This window comes from Allobrachymonas sp. (assembly GCF_041912815.1).
Classification (GTDB): Bacteria; Pseudomonadota; Gammaproteobacteria; order Burkholderiales; family Burkholderiaceae_C; genus Brachymonas.
This window is the reverse complement of record NZ_JAYRLV010000005.1, coordinates 11,952-29,561: the sequence shown is the minus strand read 5'-3', so window position 1 is coordinate 29,561 and position 17,610 is coordinate 11,952. Positions and strand designations below refer to the sequence as shown.

Here is a 17,610-nt window from a genome sequence, read left to right as displayed (position 1 = left end):
CTTCCCTGCGGGGAAAGAAGCTTCCAATCACATGCAGAGTCATGTGTAACAGGCTGGAAACAGATAGAAACAATGTCTTTGCAAATCTACAACACGCTGACACGCAGCGTTCAACCGTTCACCCCCATCGAGCCGGGACATGTCCGCATGTATGTGTGTGGCATGACGGTCTACGATCTCTGCCATCTGGGGCATGCGCGGGCCATGGTGGCGTTCGATGTGGTGCAGCGCTGGCTCAAGGTCAGTGGCTATCGCGTCACCTATGTGCGCAACATCACGGACATCGACGACAAGATCATCCGGCGTGCCGTGGAAAACGGCGAAACCATCCGCCACCTGACCGATCGCATGATCGATGCCCTTCACGAGGATGCGGATGCCCTGGGCATCGAGCGGCCTACGCACGAGCCCCGTGCCACCGAGTATGTGTCCGAGATGCTCTCCATGATCGGCACGCTCCAGCACCGCGGTCTGGCCTATCAGGGCGACAACGGCGATGTGAACTATGCGGTGCGCAAGTTTCCGGGGTACGGCAAGCTCTCGGGCAAGACGCTGGACGAACTGCGCGCCGGAGAGCGCGTGGCGGTGGCCGATGGCAAGGAAGATCCACTCGACTTCGTGCTCTGGAAATCCGCCAAGGCGACCGAGCCTGACGATGCCAAATGGCCGAGTGCCTACGGCGATGGGCGTCCGGGCTGGCATATCGAATGCTCGGCCATGAGCTGCAAGCTGCTCGGAGCCCATTTCGACATCCATGGCGGAGGGGCAGACCTGCAGTTTCCCCATCACGAGAACGAGATCGCGCAGAGCGAGGGGGCGACTGGACAGCCCTTCGTCAACGTCTGGATGCACAACGGGTTCGTGCGCGTGGACAACGAAAAGATGTCCAAGAGTCTGGGCAACTTCTTCACCATTCGCGATGTGCTCCGGGACTATGACGCCGAGACCGTGCGCTTCTTCATTCTGCGTGCCCACTATCGCAGCCCGCTCAACTACAGCAACGCCCACCTTGACGATGCGCGTGCCTCGCTCAAGCGGCTCTACACGGCCCTGACGCAGGTGGAGGCCCAGGTGCCAGCCTCCATCGACTGGAACGATGCCCACGCGGCCCGTTTCAGGGCGGCGATGGATGATGATTTCGGCACTCCCGAAGCCGTGGCCGTGCTCTTCGATCTGGCCTCGGAGGTCAACCGCACCCATGCGCCCGAACGCGCCGGGCTGCTCAAGGCGCTTGGAGGATGCATCGGCCTGCTGCAGGACGAGCCACAGCATTTTCTGCAGACCGGGGCGCAGCTCGATGCATCGGCCATCGAGGCGCACATTGCTGCACGGGCGCAGGCCAAGGCCTCCCGCAACTGGGCCGAGGCCGACCGCATCCGCGATCAACTCCTGCAGCAGGGCATTGTCCTGAAGGATTCGCCCACCGGTACCACCTGGGAGATGGCGCAATGAGTGCGGTCTGTTCCGATCCCGAACTGGCCCCGGTGCCGATGCTGCGGCGGGGACGCCGCGTGGCGGTGGCCGCTGCCATGTCTGCCTCGCTGGCACCTCGACCCGTGCAGACCGTGGATGCCCCAGGGGCGCTTGCGGCCGAGGAGCCTGCAGCCGAGGATTCCTGTGTACCGGAATTTCCGGCCCATGCGCCATCCCACTGGCGCGAGGCCTGTGCCCATCTGATGCAGCACGATCGCGTCATGCGGCGGCTCATTCCGCAGCATGGAAGCGTATGTCTCGAATCGCGAGGCGATGCCTTTGTGACGCTCGCACGCAGCATCGTCGGGCAGCAGATTTCCCTCAAGGCCGCCCAGTCGGTGTGGAACCGTTTTGTGGGGCTGGTCGAGGAGGTGTCCGCCACCGCCGTGCAGCGCCTGTCCGTGGATCAGCTGCGGCAGGCCGGCCTCAGTGCCCGCAAGGCAGACTATCTGCTGGACCTGGCACAGCACTTCTCGGAAGAGCGCCTGCACCGTGCGGCGTGGCAGGACATGGGCGACGAGGCCATCATTGCCGAGCTCACCAGCGTCCGGGGCATCGGTCGCTGGACCGCAGAGATGTTTCTCATGTTCCACCTGATGCGGCCCAACGTGCTTCCGCTCGACGATGCGGGTCTTGTGAAGGGTATCAGCCACAATTATTTTTCGGGCGAGCCCGTCACCCGCAACGAGATGCGCGAAGTGGCCGATGCCTGGGCTCCCTACTGCAGCGTGGCCACCTGGTATGTCTGGCGTTCCATGACGCCCCTGCCCGTGGCCTACTGAATCTTCTGTGGTCCAGGATGCGGGGCGCCACCGGGCTGCTTTGGGCACGGTTTCCCCGCTGCCCGGGCCGACATGCAAGTCTCTACAATAGCGCCCAGGCGGCAGTCTGGGCGCTGTCCGGTGAGCCTGTTCGCGCAGCGGACGCCTCACGGACCCGCAGGAGGTGTCGCGCACACCTCGGTGCCATCCCGACACACAAAGGAGTATCTCTTGGTCAAACGGACTTTTCTGGATTTCGAGCAGCCCATCGCGGAGCTCGAGAACAAGATCGAGGAACTGCGCTACGTGCAAAACGAATCGGCCGTCGACATTTCTGCCGAGATCGAGCAGCTGGGCAAGAAAAGCCTGCAGCTCACCAAGGACATCTACAGCCATCTCACCCCGTGGCAGATCACCAAGATCGCGCGCCATCCCGAGCGTCCCTATACGCTCGACTATGTCCGTGAAATCTTCACCGACTTTGTCGAGCTGCATGGCGACCGGCATTTTGCCGATGACCAGTCGATCGTCGGAGGGCTGGCCCGTTTCAACGGCGCTTCGTGCATGGTGCTCGGACACCAGAAGGGACGCGACACCAAGGAGCGGGGGCTGCGCAACTTCGGCATGAGCAAGCCGGAGGGATACCGCAAGGCCCTGCGACTCATGAAGCTGGCCGAAAAATTCCGTATCCCTGTCTTCACTTTCGTCGACACCCCCGGCGCCTATCCCGGCATCGACGCCGAGGAACGCGGCCAGAGCGAGGCCATCGGGCGCAACATCTTCGAAATGGCCCAGCTCGAAGTGCCCATCATCAGCACCATCATTGGCGAAGGCGGTTCGGGGGGGGCGCTGGCCATCGCCGTGGCCGACGAAGTCCTGATGCTGCAGCATTCGGTGTACTCGGTCATCAGCCCCGAAGGCTGTGCCTCCATTCTCTGGAAGACGGCAGACAGGGCGCAGGACGCCGCAGAGGCTCTGGGCATCACGGCCCATCGGCTCAAGGCGCTCGGTCTGGTCGACAAGATCGTGAGCGAACCCGTGGGCGGTGCCCATACCGACCACAAGCAGATGGCCACGCTGCTCAAGCGTGCCCTTGGCGAAGCCCTGCGCCAGGTCAGCGACCTCGATGTGCAGGCCCTGCTCGATCGCCGCTATGCACGTCTGCAGAGCTATGGCCGCTTCCAGGATACCCGGGCGGCCTGAACTCCCGCCCGGTCGGGCAGCGCATCGGCTCTGCACGTGGCTGCAAAACACCGCTTCGTCATGCCTGAGCTGTCTGTGCGCTCCAGGCCGCTGAGGGGCGCGCTGGAATGGCCATGCCGCTGAACCATTGTCTGGAATGGCCTGCCTCGTCCGTCGATCGGGCCATGGCGGCATGGTGGTCATCCTGTGATCGACCCCGCCGCCTGGCCGTGGCCTGCAGCGGGGGAGCCGACTCCGTGGCCCTGCTGCTGGCAGCCTGCCGGCTGATCCGGGAGCAGAAGGCCCTGCCTGCTCTTTCGGCGCCATCGCCCTTCGAAATCGTTGCCCTGCATGTGCACCATGGTCTGCAGCCGGCTGCCGATGCCTTTGTGCAGCATGTGCAGGCACTGGCGACCGAGGTGCAGAGAGTTGTGCAGGGAGTTCATCCGCAGATCGCATTTTCCCTGCAGGTCCGTCGCGTGGCGGTGGAAGTGCCCTCCGGCTGCAGTCTTGAGGCACGTGCCAGAGAGGCGCGCTACGAGGCTCTGGCCGACATGGCCCACCAGGTGGGTTCCGACGTCATTCTTCTGGGCCACCATGCGGATGACCAGGCTGAATCGGTGCTGCTCGCCCTGAGCCGGGGAGCCGGGGTGGCGGGGCTGGCTGCCATGGCTCCGCACTTCGAGCGCCATGGCCTGCGCTGGGGGCGGCCGCTGCTGAACCTTCCCGGGCAGGAGCTCAGGACGTGGCTCCGCCGGCACGATGTGTCCTGGATCGACGATCCCTCCAATACCGATCTGCGGTTCACCCGCAACCGCCTGCGCCATGAGGTGCTGCCAGCCTTTCATTCGGCATTTCCCGCGATCAGGAGCAGTCTGGCCCGCAGTGCGCGGCTGGCAGCCGAGGCGGACGGACTGCTGCAGGTTCTGGCAGGCCAGGATCTGGAGCAGATGGGCCTGCCGCCGCAGATCGACCGACTCCGGAAGCTGGCGCGCCCCCGACAGGCCAATGCCCTGCGGCACTGGCTCAAGCAGCAGCATGGCGCCATCGGCAGCGAGGCCCAGTTGCGGGCACTGCTCGATGTGATCGCGGCCCGTGCCACCCGTGGGCATCACATCCATATCCGGGTCGGACAGGGCTATGTGGAGGATGCCGGGCCCCATCTGGTCTGGATCGCCGATCCGCGGGGCTGAAGAGGGCAGGGGGCCACCCCGTTGCGGCTCCTGTGCACGCTGTGGCGAATGGGCCTCGCGGCCGGTCCCGCACAGCGCCGGTGCACAGAGATGCATCAGGGGGCTTGCTACAATAACCGGTTGCGTCCTCTCGCGGAGGATTCCGAGGTGTTCCCGCGATGCAATGGACGCGATTTTTGGCCGACAGGATTCATACTCATGGCATTGATTGTTCACAAATACGGCGGTACTTCGATGGGCTCGACCGAGCGCATCCGCAACGTCGCCAAGCGTGTGGCCAAGTGGGCGCGCGCAGGCCACCAGATGGTGGTGGTCCCGTCCGCGATGAGCGGCGAAACCAACCGTCTCCTCGGTCTGGCCAAGGAGCTGGCCCCTGCCAAGCACACGACCAACTATCGGCGCGAGCTCGACATGATCGCCTCCACCGGCGAACAGGTGTCCGTGGGGCTGCTGGCCATTGCCCTGCAGGCGGAAGGCGTCGATGCCATCAGCTTCACCGGCTGGCAGGTGCCCGTCAAGACGGACAGCGCCTACACCAAGGCCCGCATCGACTCCATCGACGACGTTCGCGTACGTGGCGAACTGGCCAAGGGCAAGGTCGTCATCATCACCGGCTTCCAGGGCATCGACCCGCTCGGCAACATCACCACCCTCGGACGGGGCGGCAGTGACACCTCGGCCGTGGCCGTGGCTGCAGCCCTCAAGGCCGACGAGTGCCTGATCTACACCGATGTGGACGGCGTCTACACCACCGACCCGCGCATCGTCCCCGAGGCCCGTCGCCTCCAGACCGTGAGCTTCGAGGAAATGCTCGAAATGGCCTCCATGGGCTCCAAGGTGCTGCAGATCCGCTCCGTCGAATTCGCAGGCAAGTACAAGGTGCCCATGCGGGTGCTGAGCAGCTTCACCCCCTGGGACATCGACATTCACGAAGAAGCCAAATCGGGCACCCTGATCACTTTTGAGGAAGACGAGAAAATGGAAAAAGCAGTCGTTTCCGGCATTGCCTTCAACCGCGACGAAGCCAAGATTTCCGTTCTGGGCGTACCGGACCGTCCCGGCGTGGCCTACAGCATTCTGGGCGCCATTGGCGACGCCAACATCGAAGTCGATGTTATCATCCAGAACATCAGCCGCGACGGCAAGACCGACTTCAGCTTCACCGTCAACCGCAACGATTACGAGCGTGCGATGGACCTGCTCAAGAACAAGGTCCTGCCGGCCACCGGTGCCGCCGATGTCATCGGCAACACCAAGATCTGCAAGGTCAGCATCGTGGGCATCGGCATGCGCAGCCACGTGGGCATCGCCAGCAAGATGTTCAAGGCCCTGGCCGATGAAGGCATCAACATCCAGATGATCTCCACCTCCGAGATCAAGACCTCCGTGGTCCTCGACGAGAAGTACATGGAGCTGGCCGTGCGCGCCCTGCACAAGGCCTTCCATCTCGATGAACCGGTAGGCGTCTGAGAAACGCCAAAAACCCGCTATAATGCGAGTCTTCTGGAGACGTGACCGAGAGGCCGAAGGTGCTCCCCTGCTAAGGGAGTATGGGGTGTAGAGCCCCATCGAGGGTTCGAATCCCTCCGTCTCCGCCAGAACAAACCCCGTTGCCTGACATTGGCAATCGGGGTTTTTTCTTGTGCATTTCCCGCAGGAGCGGGCATATCCTCATAGATAACCTGTACCGGCTGGTTATCGATTATGATGAAATGTTGTAGCCCACGGCTTTTGGAGCCGTGGGGGCACAGCAGCGGGAATGTCTGCATGTCCAGACGGCCCTCAGGGGTGGCAGTCGGGCTGGCGTCTCTCGTTCCTTCCTTCTTATCTGGAGAAAAAAATGTCTCGTGAAGTTGTTGTTGTCAGCGCCGTGCGCACGGCCATCGCCACCTACGGTGGGGGCCTGAAGGATGTGCCCCCCACCGAACTGGCTGCACAGGTGGTGCGTGAGTCCATCCAGCGTGCGGGTCTGGAAGGCAAGGACGTGGGCCATGTTGTGTTCGGCCATGTGGTCAACACCGAGCCCAAGGACATGTATCTGTCGCGTGTGGCCACCGTCAACGGGGGCTGCCCCGTCGAGACGCCTGCCTTCAACGTGAACCGCCTGTGCGGTTCCGGCCTGCAGGCCATTGTGTCCGCCAGCCAGTCCATCCTGCTGGGCGACTGCGATGTCGCCATCGGCGGCGGTGCCGAAAACATGAGCCGTGCTCCCTACGACAGCCTGAACAGCCGCTGGGGGATTCGCATGGGTGACAGCAAGCTCGTCGACATGATGATCGGCGCGCTGCAGGATCCCTTCCAGGGCATCCACATGGGTGTGACGGCCGAGAATGTGGCTGCCAAGTGGGGCGTGACCCGTGAGGATCAGGACGCACTGGCACTCGAAAGCCACCAGCGCGCCGAGCGCGCCTGGGCCGAAGGCCGCTTCAAGGACCAGATCATGCCGGTGGTCATGAAGGGCCGCAAGGGTGACGTGGTGTTCGACAAGGACGAGCATTTCCGTCCGGGCCTCACCATGCACGATCTGACCAAGCTCAAGCCGGTGTTCCTGAAGGAAAACGGCACGGTCACCGCCGGCAACGCATCCGGCATCAATGACGCCGCTGCTGCCGTGGTGCTGATGGAAGCCGGTGCCGCCAAGGCGCGTGGTGCCAAGCCGCTGGGTCGTCTGGTGTCCTATGCCCATGCAGGCGTCGAACCCCAGTACATGGGTATCGGCCCCGTGCCGTCCTCCCTCATGGCCCTCAAGAAGGCCGGCCTGACCATTCAGGACATGGACGTGATCGAGGCCAACGAAGCCTTTGCCGCACAGGCTGTGGCCGTGGCCCGTGAACTCAAGGCCGATCCGGCTCGTGTGAATCCCAACGGTTCCGGCATTTCCCTGGGCCACCCCATCGGTGCCACTGGCGCGATCCTGACCGTGAAGGCCCTGTATGAGCTCGAACGCATCGGTGGCCGCTACGCCCTGGTGACGATGTGCATCGGCGGCGGACAAGGGATTGCTGCGATCTTCGAACGCATCTGATCTTTGCCCTCCTCGGCCAGTCCCCCCGTTTCGGCGGGGGCTGGCATGATTCGGACCACGGCTTGCACTGCAGCCGTGGTTTTTTTGTCTTCGGAGACGGGGAGGTGGAAGCCAGGAGCGTCTGCAGTGCGTCTGCACGGCGCAGGAGGCTCCTTCCTATAATGGATCGCACGCAGGCGGCACAGGGCCGAAGGGTGGATCGACAGGATCTGCCGCAAGGGCAGTTTTTCTGTGCCCACGCGCTGCACAACGAAGGGGCTCATGGGCAATATCCGAGATATCCGTACCAAGATCGCCAATGTCGGCAAGACGCGCAAGATCACGAATGCGATGCAGCAGATCGCGTTTGCCAAGCTGGCGCGGAGCAAGAAGCAGGCCGAGCGCATTCGGCCCTATGCGCGGGGCATTCGCACGATGATGGCCCGCATGCTGGCGGTCAGTCCCAGGCTGTCGTCGCCACTCATGATCCGGCGGCTGCCGGTCCGGCGGGTGGGCATGATCGTGGTGACCACGGACAAGGGGCTGTGCGGTGCGCTCAACAGTCGGCTGCTGCTGCAGTGCATGCACCGGATCGATGCCTGGACGCAGGCAGGGTGCGAGGTATCGGTCACGGTCATCGGAACGCAGGGGTTTGCTGCGCTGCGGCGGGCCGGCGTGAACGTGGTGGCCCATGTGCCCACGGGCAAGGATCTGGGCGATCCCGAGTCCCTGCTGGGGACCATGTCGGTTCCCATCATGCAGTATGTGGAGGGACAGCTCGATGAGCTGTATGTGGCCAACAACCGCTTCGTCAACACGCTGCGCTATGCGCCGGTGATAGCCCGCTTTCTTCCGTTCGACGGCGAGATGGGGGGCATGCCGCCGGAGCTGCACTGCGGGGTCATTCCAGACCCCGATGCAGCCACGGTGGACTATCGCTACGAGCCGGATGCTGCGGCGGTGGTCGATGCGCTGCTGATGCGCTATCTGGAAGTCATGATCTATCAGGCAGTGGCCGAGAATGCGGCCTGCGAGCAGTCGGCCCGCATGACGGCCATGAAGGCCGCTACCGAGAATTGCGATCGCACCGTGGCCGAGCTCACGGTGCACTACAACAAGACCCGTCAGGAAGCCATCACGCGCGAACTGATCGAGATCGTGGCAGGAGCGGCCGCCGTCGATGAACGCTGAAACCCATTCCATGTCCGAAACTGCGCAAGCTGTGGCCGGATCGGCCGCGCAGGACGACGCACCGTCAGTCACTGCGACGAACCGTGTCGGGTTCGTCCCAGGGGGCAGTGCACGGCTCCCGCATCAGCTGCATCTGCAGGTGGCGACGGTCAACGAAGTGCTGTACGAGGGGGACGTGCACTATGTGCGGCTCCCCGGGCTGGCGGGCAGTCTGGGCGTGCTGCCCGGGCATGATCCGATCATGCTGCAGCTCAGGCCCGGAGTGGTGTACCTTGCCAGTGCCCCGGGGGAGTCCCTGCAGGAGCTTGTCATTGCCGGCGGACTGGCCGAGGTCGGCAGCGGCCATGTGCGCGTGCTGGCCGACTATGCCGTGCACAGCGAGGAGGCCGATGCCAAGCGTCGCGAGGCAGCGCGTGCGCGTGCCAGGCAGCCTCTGCCGCCGGTGGTGCGGCCTTCGGATTACGTGGGCATCAAGGACGCGCTCGATGCCGAGCTGCTGCGGTTCTTTGAGCTGGCCCTCAACGAGCGTCGCTCGTCGCGCTGACCGGAGACAGTCCGTCCCTTTGCCCCGTCCGGAGAGCAGGGGGCTGCGGTCTCATTCCATGGGCACAATGTGCTCGGCATAGTCGTGCACGGCGGCCAGGATGGAGGCGCTGCGTGCATCGGTGTGGTGTTCCTGCAGGGTGTCGAGCTCGGCGAGGAGCATGTCGAGGGTGCGTGCTCCGCCTTCTCCGTCGAGCAGGCGGGCGGCGCAGTGCTGCTGCCAGCGTTCCTGATCGGCTTCGTCGAGTGTCTGAGGGAAGTTGCGGGCACGATAGCGCCATACCAGCTCGTCGAGACGCTCGTCGTCGAACCCGGTGCGGGCCGATGCGAGTGCTTCGGGGCGCAGGGTGCGCAGGTGGTCGAGGCGCCGCCGGTCGTCCGCACCGATGAAGCCGCCATAGAGATCCGCATCGACATCCACGGGGCCCGACGAGGCAGGGCGCTCGTAAACGCGGGCCCAGATGCTGCTCATGTCCGGCAGGCTGCGGGCGGCCTCGGCGTGGCGCAGGTGGGCGTCGAGGTCGATCTGCCAGCGGGCAGCCTGCTCGGGGCTCAGGGTGCGCAGGTTGCGCACGACCATGGGAGACTTGTTGAGGTGAATGCCCTTGATGGGCAGGCGCGCGATGCCGGCAGGGAGGTCCTGGGTCGGCGTGAACATGCGTTCCCGGATGTCGGAAGGGGACAGACGGGTCAGGATTTCGGGGTCATGCCGCAGGTCCCAGGCGAGGATTTCGTTCTTGTTGGTGGGATGGCTGGCCAGGGGCCACATGATGGCCAGGCAGCCCTGGCTGGCAGGGAACATGCCCGATACATGCAGGAAGGGGCGCGCCTGATCGGGGCGGGTGGGCAGGCCCAGCTCGGCGGCGACGCGCTGTTTCTGGCGCAGCTCGAGCGCGAAGTCGAACAGTCTCGGCTGATGCTCGCGCAGCAGCCGGGCCAGGGCGATGGTGGCGCGCACGTCGCTGAGGGCATCGTGCGCGGCTTCATGGCTCAGGCCGTTGGCGCGGGTGAGGTGTTCGAGCCGGAAGCTCGTAGCGCCCTGGTCGTTGACGGGCCATTCGATGCCCTGGGGGCGCAGGGCGTAGGTCATGCGCACCACGTCGAGCAGATCCCAGCGGCCACAGCCGTTCTGCCATTCGCGTGCATAGGGGTCGATCAGGTTGCGCCAGAAGAGAAAGCGCGTGAATTCATCGTCGAACCGGATGGTGTTGTAGCCGACGCCGATGGTGTCCGGTTCGGCCAGGGCGTCATGAATGCGCTGAGCAAACTCCCACTCTGGCACTCCCTGGGCCAGGCACTGCTGCGGGGTGATGCCCGTGATGAGACAGGATCCCGGGTCGGGGAGATAGTCGGGGGCTGGCTGGCACAGGATGTTGATGGGTTCTCCGATTTCGCGGAGGTCGGCATCGGTACGGATGGCAGCGAACTGCGCCGGCCGGTCGGTGCGCGGATGGGTGCCGAAGGTTTCGTAGTCCAGCCAGAGAAAGGTATGCGTCATGGCAAGCATTATTGCCAAAAGCAGGGCACTGGACGGCAGGTGCCCACGGCCAGGGGAAAAAGGAAGTGCGCAGGCAGGGTCATGCGGCGGCATGCAGGAACTGCTGCACCAGCTGTGCCAGCCGGGCAGGCTGGTCGTGGTGCAGCATGTGGCCTGCGTTCGGTACCTGGATGTGCACCACATCGGAAATGTGACGCATGCGGGCCAGATAGTCCGTGCGGCGATAGCGGTCGCCCCAGAAGTGGGCCATGGTGTCCTCCTCGGCGTCTACGCACAGGGTGGGGGCCGTGATGCGGGAGAGACAGGCCTGGGCTTCCTCGGCGCGGTAGAGCTGGGGATTGGGGATGAGATGCGCCTGGTGCGCGCGCAGGCGCCAGCTGCCATCGCCCGATGGCGCAGCCCACTGCCCGGCCAGCCAGTGGGCACGGGGCGCGTCGAGGCGCGGATTGGTGCGCTGCAGACGCGCGGCCACTGCCTCCAGCGTGGCATAGCTGCGCAGCAGGGAGGCGCCTTCCCGCAGGGCGCGCACCTGGTCCATCCAATCGACCAGACGCTGCGGGGCCTCTGCGGGCGGGGCGTCGGGCAGGCCGAAGCTTTCCACTGTCACAAGCCGCCGGATGCGTGCCGGACGCACGGCCGCGTACAGCAGTGCCACGTTGCCGCCCATGCTGTGCCCCAGCAGATGCACGGGACGATCCGGGCTGTAGTGGTCGAGCAGATAGTCGAGGTCGAGCAGGTAGTCGGCGTGGACGAAGTGGTCTGCCTGCGCGGGCTGGCTGGCTCCAAAGCCCCGCCAGTCGGGGGCTACGATGAGGCCGGCCCCATCGGGCAGCGCGTCGACCAGAAACTGAAAGGAGGCACCGACGTCCATCCAGCCGTGGCAGAGCACCAGTACGGGAATGTCCGCTGCAGGAGTGCCCCAGACGCGACAGGCGTAGTCCATGTCCCGGATGGACACGTGCTCGATGCGGGCAGTTCGGCGGGGGCTGTAGGAGGTGGGAGTAGGCGTGGGATGCGAATCGGGCATGGCGTGTCAGGGCGGGGAGCGAGGGGCATGGGGTGCCATGCGCACCTTGCATACGCACGGACACAGCCTCCCGATGGGGCCATTCTCCGGGAAAAAGACAGCAAAAAGCCACCCGCATCGGAGTGGCTGGTTCCGGCAGCACGCCCGCAGGGGCTGCCGGATGGGGCAGAAGGGAACCGGGGTCCAGGCTTAGCGCTTGGCCGGTTCGCCCACATAGATTTCCACACGGCGGTTTTCCGCGCGGCCTGCCGCGGTGGCGTTGCTGGCCACAGGCTGTGCCGACCCCATGCCCGTGGTGGTGATGCGGCTCGGTGCGACGCCATGGGCCACGAGGTAGTCGCGTGCGGCATTGGCACGGTTGAGCGACAGCGGATTGTTGATGGCGTCGGTGCCGGTGTTGTCGGTGTGGCCGATGACGGACACATAGGTGACCGGGTTCTGGTTCAGAGTCTGGGCCAGACGATCCAGGATGGGGCGCATGTTGCTGTTGAGCACGGCCGAGTTGGTGGCGAAGCCTGCATCGGCCGGCACGTTGATCTTCAGACGGTTGTCGGCGGTCTGGCTGACTTGCACGGGCGTGCCGGCAGTGGCCTGTTCCATGGCAGCCTTTTGCTGTTGCATGTGGTTGGACCACAGATACCCGCCAGCGGCACCCAGGGCTGCACCGATGGCTGCGCCGCGCAGCGTGTCGCTGCCCGAATGGGCGTTGCCGACCACGGCACCTGCCAGGGCACCCAGACCCGCGCCGATGGAGGTGGCGCGGCCGGACTCGGTCATGGTGTATCCACCGTTGCCGTCGGCGGCACAGCCAGCCAGAAGGGAAGTGGCGAGGGCACCAGCGGTGAGGGTTGCAAGCGTTTTGTTCATGAGGGCATCTCCTTGGTGAATGGATGGCTGCAGCGCGTATCGGCCTGCATTGGTTACATTTTAGGAAGCAACCGAGATGCAGGCATCCGGAGTTTTCTGCCCTTTCGGTAATTCTTTGTATCTTGTCGATCGCCTCCTTGCGGCCGGGGAGGCAGGGCCGTGAAAAGGAGTGGGACCCGTCTGCACCAGTGCGTCAGGGGATAATGCGGCATGGCCAAGAAGCACCACATCAGCGAGACGCCTGCGACCCACGTGCTGCGTGCGGCGGGCGTTGCCTTCGATGCATACACCTACGACTGGGTTCCTCATGGCGGGGCACGCCACAGTGCGGAGGTGCTGGGAGCAGACCCGTTTGCAGTGGTCAAGACGCTCATCATGCAGAACCAGGACCGGGAGCCGCTCGTGGTGCTCATGCATGGCAACCGCAGTGTGTCGACCAAGGTACTGGCGCGGCAGCTGGGCATGAAGCACATCGAGCCATGCGAGGTGGAGGTTGCCCAGCGGCACAGCGGATATCTGGTGGGAGGCACCTCTCCCTTTGGCACCCGGCGCTCCATGCCGGTGTATATCGAGCGCTCCATTCTGGAGCTGCCCCGCATTCTGATCAACGGGGGGCGGCGCGGGTATCTGGTGGGCATCGATCCCCGGGTCTGTCTGACTCTGCTGCAGGCGCAGCCAGTGGACTGTGCGCTGGCAGAATGAGGCCTGAGCCGGCCACATCCGACAGTTTCCTTCCTCCCCTTCCTTTTCATTGCGACACAAGCATGCACATTTCCTTTCTTCTGGCCGTGGTGCTGGCCTATCTGCTGGGCTCGCTGAGCTTTGCCGTCATCGTCAGCCGTTTCATGGGGCTGAACGATCCACGCAGCTACGGCAGCGGCAATCCGGGGGCGACCAATGTGCTGCGCAGCGGCAACAAGAAGGCCGCCTTGCTGACGCTGGTGTTCGATGCGCTCAAGGGCTGGTTGCCGGTGTTCGTGGTGTCGCAGTGGGGGGCGGGCTGGGGGCTGGGTGCGGGTGCGCTGGCCTGTGTGGGGCTGGCGGCCTTTCTGGGGCATCTCTATCCGGTGTTCTTCCGCTTTCAGGGGGGCAAGGGGGTGGCGACCGCTGCCGGGGTGGTGCTTGCCTGGGCTCCCCTGGCGGGGACGCTGGTGCTGCTGACCTGGCTCCTGGTGGCGTTCGTGTCGCGCTACTCCTCGTTCGCGGCGCTGGTGGCAGCCCTGTCGGCTCCCATGTGGTACATGCTGGGCATCAATGGCTGGTGGCCGGTGCAGGGTCCCGTGCTGTTTGCGATCGTGGGCGTGAGCGGGTTGCTCATCTGGCGTCACCGGGCCAACATTCGCCGGCTGCTTGACGGGCAGGAGTCGCGCATCGGCAGCAAGGGCAGCAGCCCCCGGTGAGAGCAGGGGGCTTGCGCCGCCCCATGCTGCTCGGCTCTCAATAGCGCCGTTCGAGCACCATCTGGTCGCCGTTTTGCAGAATGCGGAAGCGCGACAGGAAGCTGTTGCCGAGCAGCATGGCCGGCATGGAGGTCTTGAGCACCACGGCATCCACGTTGTAGACCTCGACGCTGTTGATGCGCACCGAATTGAGCTGCACCCGCCAGCTTTCCACCACGCCATTGGCGGTCAGGCTGCGGCTGGGGCGTCCATTGCGGTAGGCGATGCCCATGCGCTCGGCATCCGGCACGCCCATGGCCACGAGCGTGGCCCCGGTGTCCACCACGAACCGGGCAGACTTGCCGTTGACGGTGCCACTGGCATAGAAATGCCCGCCCGATCCCCGTGGCAGCACGATGCGCCCCCCATCCGGGCCGGATGCCCCTCCTGCAGAGGCCACCTGTCCGACGTTGACCGGTGCATCCCCGACGTGAAGCGTGTAGCGCTTGCCCGCACTGGCCAGCGTGGCCCCGGAGCCGGAGACCGACACCACCCGCACGCCCTGGAAGGTTTCGCCCACGGACATGGCGCGCGGCGAAGAACCGTTGACCACCAGCAGCGGACGCTGCCCCATCATGCCCACGAGAGCCACGGATTCGGCATGGGCCATGCCCGAGACACAGAGCATGAGAGCCGAGCACAGGCCAGGCAATGACAGGAAGGAAGGGCGCATGGGCATGAGAAAAAGACGAAGAAAGGCAGCGGTGGAGCGGGAGCGAGGAATCAGTCGCGGAAATTGTCGAAGCTCAGGGGCATGTCGCTGATGTCCTTGCGGATCAGTGCCATGGCAGCCTGCAGGTCATCGCGCTTGGCGCCACTGACGCGCACGGTATCGCCCTGGATGGAGGCTTGGAGCTTCATCTTGCTGTCCTTGATGAGGCGCTGGATCTTCTTGGCCAGGTCGGATTCGATGCCGTTGCGCACCTTGACCACCTGCTTGACCTTGTCGCCGCCGACCTTCTGCACATCGCCGATGTCGAGAAAGCGCACATCCACCTGCCGCTTGGTGAGCTTGCTGCGCAGGATGTCGAGCACCTGCTGGAGCTGGAAGTCGGCATCGCCGTAGAGGGTGATGTCCTGTTCCTTGATCTCGATGGCGGCACTGGTGCCCTTGAAGTCGAAGCGGGTGCCGATTTCCTTGGCGCTGTTTTCCACGGCGTTGCGGACCTCGACGAGATTGGCTTCACAGACGGTATCGAAAGAAGGCATGGCAGAGTATTCCTTGCTGAAGGGGGAGGAAACAGGCCGTACATCGGCCTGCGCAGAGGCTGCGGCAGCACATGGACTGCAATGCAGGGGCTTCCCCGGAGAGTGGGTGGAAAGAGGCGCGTGGAACGATTCCGCGGCCCCTTGATGCGACAATTATCCCCCATGACTATCCTGCGCATCGAAGAAAACGCCCCCCTCGACTCCTGCAACACCTTTGGCATTGCCGCACGCGCCCAGCAGCTGCTGCGCGTGCACAGTGCAGCCCAGCTGCAGGCCCTGCATGAAAGCGCCGAGCTGCTGCAGCAGGGGTGGCTGGCCCTGGGCGGCGGCAGCAACACCATCTTTACCGGCGATGTGCGCCCTCTGGTGCTCAAGCTCGAAATTCCCGGACGCAGCCTGGTGGAGGAAACCGATCGGCACTGGATCGTGCAGGCCGGGGCGGGCGAGAACTGGCATGACTTCGTCGCGTGGACGCTGGATCAGGGCTATCCCGGACTGGAGAATCTGGCCTTGATTCCCGGGGTGGTGGGATCTTCGCCCGTACAGAACATCGGAGCCTACGGCATCGAGCTGCAGGATCGCTTCCATGCTCTCGACGCCGTTGACATCGAGACCGGGCGCACCTTTACGCTCGATGCTGCACAGTGCGGCTTTGGCTATCGGGATTCGGTGTTCAAGCATGCACCAGGGCGCAGGGGCGACCATGGGCTTGCAGGCAAGGCCGTCATCACGCAGGTGCGGTTTGCACTGCCCAAGCAATGGAAGCCGGAGCTGGGCTACCTCGACATCCAGCGCAAGATGGAGGAACTCGGCGTGACGCAGCCCACGGCGCGCCAGGTGTTCGACATGGTCGTGGCCATCCGCCGGGCCAAGCTGCCCGATCCGGCCGTGACCGGCAACGCAGGCAGCTTCTTCAAGAATCCGGTGGTGTCCCCCGAGCAATGCCGCGACATCATCGCCCGCGAGCCCAATATCGTGCACTATCCCATGCCGGATGGCACCGTGAAGCTGGCTGCCGGCTGGCTCATCGATGCCTGTGGCTGGCGTGGCAAGAGCATGGGCAATGCCGGGGTGTACCCACGGCAGGCGCTGGTGCTGGTCAACCGCATGGGCGAGACCGGACAGCGCGTCACGGGTGGCGAGGTGATGACTCTGGCACGAGCCATCCAGACCAGCGTGTACGAGCGCTTCGGCATCCGGCTCGAAACGGAACCGGTGGTGGTCTGACCCGGGCGGGGCGGGGCTCCGTGGCCGAAAGCGATGCTGCCTTCGGTCTTCAGGCCCGACGCACTACGACCACGCCCGCGCAATCGGGGCCCGTGTGCGCAGCGATCACGGGGGTGACGGCATAGGTGGGATGGCCGAACATCTGGTGCCGGTCGAGCAGCAGGCGCCCCAGGCTTGCGTTGGTGCTTTCCACACCGCCCTGCATGACATGGATGTCCACTGGTTTGCCCTGGGCAAACTCGTGCACGCCGTCGAGCATGCCTTCGAGCGCCCGGTCGGTGGTGCGGATTTTGGCGTAGGGGCGGATTTCGCCTTCGGTGATGTGCAGCACCGGCCGGATGCGCATGAAATTGGCCAGCATGCCCGAGGCGGCAGAGACGCGACCCGTGCGCATCAGATAGTCGAGCTTGCCCACGGTCAGGAAGGTCATGGTGCGGGCGCGCAGGTCGGTGAGGTGGGCCACGATGTCTGCCATGGAGGCACCCTGTTCGAGCAGGCGGTCGGCCTCGAGAGCCATGAGCGCTTCAGCGTGGGCGGCCATGCCGGTGTCGAAGAGGTGAATCTTCAGCTTGTGGGCATAGGCGTTGCGCAGCAGGTCGAGCTGTTCGTAGGTTCTGCTCAGGCGCGAGGAAAGGGTGAGCACCAGCACTTCCTCGTAGCCTTCGCGGATGAGGTCGCGGAAGAAGTTGGCTATCTCGATCTGACTGGGAGGAGCGGTTTCGGCCACCTGGCCCGGGGTGCGCAGCATCCAGTCGTGAAAGGCGCTGCCCTTGACTTCCAGCCCGTCGAGCAGCCGGCGGCCCTGAATGCGGAGCTGCAGACGCAGGATGCGGATGTGGTGCGGGATCTGGAGTTCGTCCAGACCGCCGGTCGATGTGGCGACGATCGCTCGTGAGGGCATGGGGCTGTTCCTTCGCTGGAGGCTGCGTGGGCATGAATCCTTCGCCGGGGCATCATACAAAAAGAAACGACCGTTCGTTGATTTGAGGGCAAAAG

Annotated in this window: 17 protein-coding genes and 1 tRNA gene; 12 read left to right on the top strand and 6 right to left on the bottom strand. The window is 64.5% G+C overall.

The features are described from left to right. Positions 1-72 precede the first annotated feature (72 nt). The 9 genes from cysS (at position 73) to atpC (ending at position 9,348) form a co-directional block, all read left to right on the top strand. Positions 73-1,452, top strand: a complete 1,380-nt coding sequence (cysS, locus tag ACE3P9_RS05755) for a cysteine--tRNA ligase (RefSeq protein ID WP_374492375.1) — start codon at positions 73-75, stop codon at positions 1,450-1,452. Continuing rightward, positions 1,449-2,255, top strand: a complete 807-nt coding sequence (locus ACE3P9_RS05750) for a DNA-3-methyladenine glycosylase (RefSeq protein WP_374492374.1) — start codon at positions 1,449-1,451, stop codon at positions 2,253-2,255. The genes cysS and ACE3P9_RS05750 overlap by 4 nt, the downstream gene beginning before the upstream one ends. A 210-nt stretch (positions 2,256-2,465) precedes the next feature. Continuing rightward, positions 2,466-3,437, top strand: a complete 972-nt coding sequence (locus ACE3P9_RS05745) for an acetyl-CoA carboxylase carboxyltransferase subunit alpha (protein ID WP_374492372.1) — start codon at positions 2,466-2,468, stop codon at positions 3,435-3,437. 113 nt (positions 3,438-3,550) lie between these two features. Next, on the top strand, positions 3,551-4,609 hold the full coding sequence (gene tilS / locus ACE3P9_RS05740; protein WP_374492370.1) for a tRNA lysidine(34) synthetase TilS: 1,059 nt from the start codon (positions 3,551-3,553) through the stop codon (positions 4,607-4,609). 198 nt (positions 4,610-4,807) lie between these two features. Then, entirely contained in the window at positions 4,808-6,079 is a 1,272-nt protein-coding gene (locus tag ACE3P9_RS05735) for an aspartate kinase (RefSeq protein WP_374492368.1), read from the top strand. Positions 6,080-6,114: 35 nt separating this feature from the next. Continuing rightward, positions 6,115-6,207: transfer RNA gene (locus tag ACE3P9_RS05730), tRNA-Ser, on the top strand. A gap of 242 nt (positions 6,208-6,449) precedes the next feature. Next, complete coding sequence (gene bktB, locus ACE3P9_RS05725; RefSeq protein ID WP_374492366.1) at positions 6,450-7,634, top strand: beta-ketothiolase BktB; 1,185 nt, start codon at positions 6,450-6,452, stop codon at positions 7,632-7,634. Between the two features lie 261 nt (positions 7,635-7,895). After that, the gene (gene atpG, locus ACE3P9_RS05720; protein WP_374492364.1) at positions 7,896-8,804 is read left to right on the top strand and encodes an ATP synthase F1 subunit gamma; all 909 of its coding nucleotides are present in this window, start codon (positions 7,896-7,898) and stop codon (positions 8,802-8,804) included. A 10-nt stretch (positions 8,805-8,814) separates the two neighbouring features. Beyond that, complete coding sequence (gene atpC / locus ACE3P9_RS05715; RefSeq protein WP_374492362.1) at positions 8,815-9,348, top strand: ATP synthase F1 subunit epsilon; 534 nt, start codon at positions 8,815-8,817, stop codon at positions 9,346-9,348. A 51-nt stretch (positions 9,349-9,399) separates the two neighbouring features. Here the strand turns inward: atpC and sbcB are convergent, their stop codons facing one another. The 3 genes from sbcB to ACE3P9_RS05700 form a co-directional block, all read right to left on the bottom strand. Next, positions 9,400-10,845 (bottom strand): exodeoxyribonuclease I, encoded by a 1,446-nt coding sequence (gene sbcB, locus ACE3P9_RS05710; RefSeq protein ID WP_374492361.1) that lies wholly within the window; start codon positions 10,843-10,845, stop codon positions 9,400-9,402. A gap of 79 nt (positions 10,846-10,924) precedes the next feature. Continuing rightward, a complete protein-coding gene (locus tag ACE3P9_RS05705) occupies positions 10,925-11,872 on the bottom strand; it encodes an alpha/beta fold hydrolase (protein ID WP_374492360.1) in 948 nt (315 codons plus the stop codon). A 189-nt stretch (positions 11,873-12,061) separates the two neighbouring features. Beyond that, on the bottom strand, positions 12,062-12,739 hold the full coding sequence (locus tag ACE3P9_RS05700) for an OmpA family protein (protein WP_374492358.1): 678 nt from the start codon (positions 12,737-12,739) through the stop codon (positions 12,062-12,064). Between the two features lie 210 nt (positions 12,740-12,949). Here ACE3P9_RS05700 and ACE3P9_RS05695 point away from each other — a divergent pair, with 210 nt between their 5' ends. Together ACE3P9_RS05695 and plsY are read left to right on the top strand one after the other, a co-directional pair. Further along, on the top strand, positions 12,950-13,441 hold the full coding sequence (locus ACE3P9_RS05695; protein WP_374492356.1) for an aminoacyl-tRNA deacylase: 492 nt from the start codon (positions 12,950-12,952) through the stop codon (positions 13,439-13,441). Positions 13,442-13,503: 62 nt separating this feature from the next. After that, on the top strand, positions 13,504-14,139 hold the full coding sequence (gene plsY, locus ACE3P9_RS05690; RefSeq protein WP_374492354.1) for a glycerol-3-phosphate 1-O-acyltransferase PlsY: 636 nt from the start codon (positions 13,504-13,506) through the stop codon (positions 14,137-14,139). 37 nt (positions 14,140-14,176) lie between these two features. Here the strand turns inward: plsY and ACE3P9_RS05685 are convergent, their stop codons facing one another. Both ACE3P9_RS05685 and ACE3P9_RS05680 read right to left on the bottom strand, forming a co-directional pair. Further along, entirely contained in the window at positions 14,177-14,857 is a 681-nt protein-coding gene (locus ACE3P9_RS05685) for a TIGR02281 family clan AA aspartic protease (protein WP_374492352.1), read from the bottom strand. A gap of 44 nt (positions 14,858-14,901) precedes the next feature. Continuing rightward, the gene (locus ACE3P9_RS05680; protein ID WP_374492351.1) at positions 14,902-15,387 is read right to left on the bottom strand and encodes a YajQ family cyclic di-GMP-binding protein; all 486 of its coding nucleotides are present in this window, start codon (positions 15,385-15,387) and stop codon (positions 14,902-14,904) included. Positions 15,388-15,549: 162 nt separating this feature from the next. Between ACE3P9_RS05680 and murB the strand changes: the two genes are divergently transcribed. Continuing rightward, positions 15,550-16,614, top strand: a complete 1,065-nt coding sequence (gene murB, locus ACE3P9_RS05675; RefSeq protein WP_374492349.1) for a UDP-N-acetylmuramate dehydrogenase — start codon at positions 15,550-15,552, stop codon at positions 16,612-16,614. Between the two features lie 49 nt (positions 16,615-16,663). On the opposite strand, the gene ACE3P9_RS05670 is transcribed toward murB, so the two are convergent. Beyond that, the gene (locus ACE3P9_RS05670) at positions 16,664-17,515 is read right to left on the bottom strand and encodes a DegV family protein (protein WP_374492347.1); all 852 of its coding nucleotides are present in this window, start codon (positions 17,513-17,515) and stop codon (positions 16,664-16,666) included. Between the last annotated feature and the right edge of the window lie 95 nt (positions 17,516-17,610).

Bases quoted from the DNA above. Each gene is read 5' to 3' on its own strand.
- cysS (WP_374492375.1), top strand. From the start codon at position 73: ATGTCTTTGCAAATCTACAACACGCTGACACGCAGCGTTCAACCGTTC.
- ACE3P9_RS05750 (WP_374492374.1), top strand. From the start codon at position 1,449: ATGAGTGCGGTCTGTTCCGATCCCGAACTGGCCCCGGTGCCGATGCTG.
- tilS (WP_374492370.1), top strand. From the start codon at position 3,551: ATGCCGCTGAACCATTGTCTGGAATGGCCTGCCTCGTCCGTCGATCGG.
- ACE3P9_RS05735 (WP_374492368.1), top strand. From the start codon at position 4,808: ATGGCATTGATTGTTCACAAATACGGCGGTACTTCGATGGGCTCGACC.
- bktB (WP_374492366.1), top strand. From the start codon at position 6,450: ATGTCTCGTGAAGTTGTTGTTGTCAGCGCCGTGCGCACGGCCATCGCC.
- atpG (WP_374492364.1), top strand. From the start codon at position 7,896: ATGGGCAATATCCGAGATATCCGTACCAAGATCGCCAATGTCGGCAAG.
- atpC (WP_374492362.1), top strand. From the start codon at position 8,815: ATGTCCGAAACTGCGCAAGCTGTGGCCGGATCGGCCGCGCAGGACGAC.
- sbcB (WP_374492361.1), bottom strand. From the start codon at position 10,845: ATGACGCATACCTTTCTCTGGCTGGACTACGAAACCTTCGGCACCCAT.
- ACE3P9_RS05705 (WP_374492360.1), bottom strand. From the start codon at position 11,872: ATGCCCGATTCGCATCCCACGCCTACTCCCACCTCCTACAGCCCCCGC.
- ACE3P9_RS05700 (WP_374492358.1), bottom strand. From the start codon at position 12,739: ATGAACAAAACGCTTGCAACCCTCACCGCTGGTGCCCTCGCCACTTCC.
- ACE3P9_RS05695 (WP_374492356.1), top strand. From the start codon at position 12,950: ATGGCCAAGAAGCACCACATCAGCGAGACGCCTGCGACCCACGTGCTG.
- plsY (WP_374492354.1), top strand. From the start codon at position 13,504: ATGCACATTTCCTTTCTTCTGGCCGTGGTGCTGGCCTATCTGCTGGGC.
- ACE3P9_RS05685 (WP_374492352.1), bottom strand. From the start codon at position 14,857: ATGCCCATGCGCCCTTCCTTCCTGTCATTGCCTGGCCTGTGCTCGGCT.
- ACE3P9_RS05680 (WP_374492351.1), bottom strand. From the start codon at position 15,387: ATGCCTTCTTTCGATACCGTCTGTGAAGCCAATCTCGTCGAGGTCCGC.
- murB (WP_374492349.1), top strand. From the start codon at position 15,550: ATGACTATCCTGCGCATCGAAGAAAACGCCCCCCTCGACTCCTGCAAC.
- ACE3P9_RS05670 (WP_374492347.1), bottom strand. From the start codon at position 17,515: ATGCCCTCACGAGCGATCGTCGCCACATCGACCGGCGGTCTGGACGAA.